We start from the raw sequence: 1,697 nt of genomic DNA, 5'->3' as shown, positions 1-1,697 counted from the left end.
GGAGGGCACTGAAAATCTGCCGATTTTTTGATTTTTTTACTGCCCAACAAATAAAACCGACCCATCCTTCCATAATTTTGGAGAGAAAAGTCAGTTTTTTTCTTTATTCACCAGCGAAAGTTCTTTATTCTTACCCTAGGAGCCTCAGTATTCTTTTTAGGTTTACAGTAAATATGGACATGGCACCTTGTAATTCCATGCCAATTAGACCCGTGGATGAAGCAACATCATACCCGTGTCTGTGTTTTAATTCGCTATTTTTAGCTTCTATTTTATATCGTTCCCTTGATTTTTCATTGAAATAATCACTTTCCTGAAAGTTTGCTTGATCCTGATGCTCATCTGATTTAATCGTTACGTTATATGTTTTACTTTTGGCACCATCTTTATAACATCCATCTCTAAAAGAGCATATTTTACATTTTTCGATATCAAAATAATAGGTTTCACGTGGATTTTTCTTTTCATTTGATCTTTTATTTTTTGCTTTGCGGATTGCCATATGTCCTGCCTTACAAACATACATACCCGCATCTTTATTAAAATCAAATTCATTTTCCTTTTGTCGTCTTCCTTGGGTGACATTTGGATTTAATTTGGCTACCAATTTGATATTACTTCCAGTCGTGTAAATAATATTATCCTTTTCTGAATAAGCGGCATCACCAATAACTGTTTCAACTTTTACGCCTGCACTCTTACTTTTTTCAATGAGTGTTTGGAGTTGTTTTCCGTCATTTTTTTCTCCAGAAGTAATGACGGCTGCCGTAATAATTCTTTCTTCACTCATTGCCAAATGTGACTTATACCCAAAGAAAGAAGAGTCCGCAGTTTTATGACCAACCTTGGCATCCTGATCTTTCACACTTTGAAGATGTTCTATATCATCTTCAACAGTTTCTCTTAGAAGATTCAGCTGTTCCTTCACCTTTGGATACTGAAGAAGAGTTTCTTCTTTCTCTATTACATGGATTAACTCTTGAGAATAGGCGATTTCGTCTTCCAACACATCCGTCTTTGTCTTGGCTGGGAACTTTCCCTTCATAGTGTCATTAACCTGATATGCTGCCTTTCTTAGCTTTTTGGAACGGTCCATAAGTATCTCTTTAGGTGTCATCTGGTTATAGCGAGCTTTAGTATGTGTTGCATCCACAATAATAGATTTACTCTTGATAATCTCTTTCTCAATCGCAATCTCTACCGTTTTATTGATCAGTAGGTCAAGTAGATTAATGTCTTTAAGCCGCAGTTTACGGAACTTGGTCAGAGAACTTGGATCAATCACAGCCTCCTCAGGAGTCATATCCAGAAAATATTTGAATGACATGTCATATTTTGAACGCTCCACAACATCCACATCGGAAAGGTCATGGATGGTCTTTAACAACAAATATTTAAACATACGAATTGGGTCAACGGCATTCCGGCCATTATCAAGACAATAATTATTCACGAGTTCATCGTAGACAAAGGAAAAGTCCACAAGATCATTGATCCTGCGTAACATGTTATCCTCCGGGACGATTAGATTATAAAGATCCATATAGGGACTAAACTTCAATGATTGTTGATTTGATATCACCGGAACCACCCACTTAAATTAGATACCTTAATTATAAACCAAAAACGGAGAGAAACCCCAAAAAAATATGAGTTTCTCTCCGTTTTTGTATAAAGGGACTTTTTCAGTGCCCTCC

1 protein-coding gene is annotated in these 1,697 nt (G+C 36.5%); it reads right to left on the bottom strand.

The annotated features are described in order from the left end of the window. Nucleotides 1–130 precede the first annotated feature (130 nt). Entirely contained in the window at nucleotides 131–1,582 is a 1,452-nt protein-coding gene (locus J2Z23_RS22060; RefSeq protein ID WP_209975386.1) for an IS1182 family transposase, read from the bottom strand. Nucleotides 1,583–1,697 lie beyond the last annotated feature (115 nt).

It is taken from the genome of Lederbergia galactosidilytica (genome assembly GCF_017873565.1).
Taxonomy (GTDB): domain Bacteria; phylum Bacillota; class Bacilli; order Bacillales; family Bacillaceae_C; genus Lederbergia; species Lederbergia galactosidilytica.
This window is presented reverse-complemented; position numbering and strand designations above follow the sequence as displayed.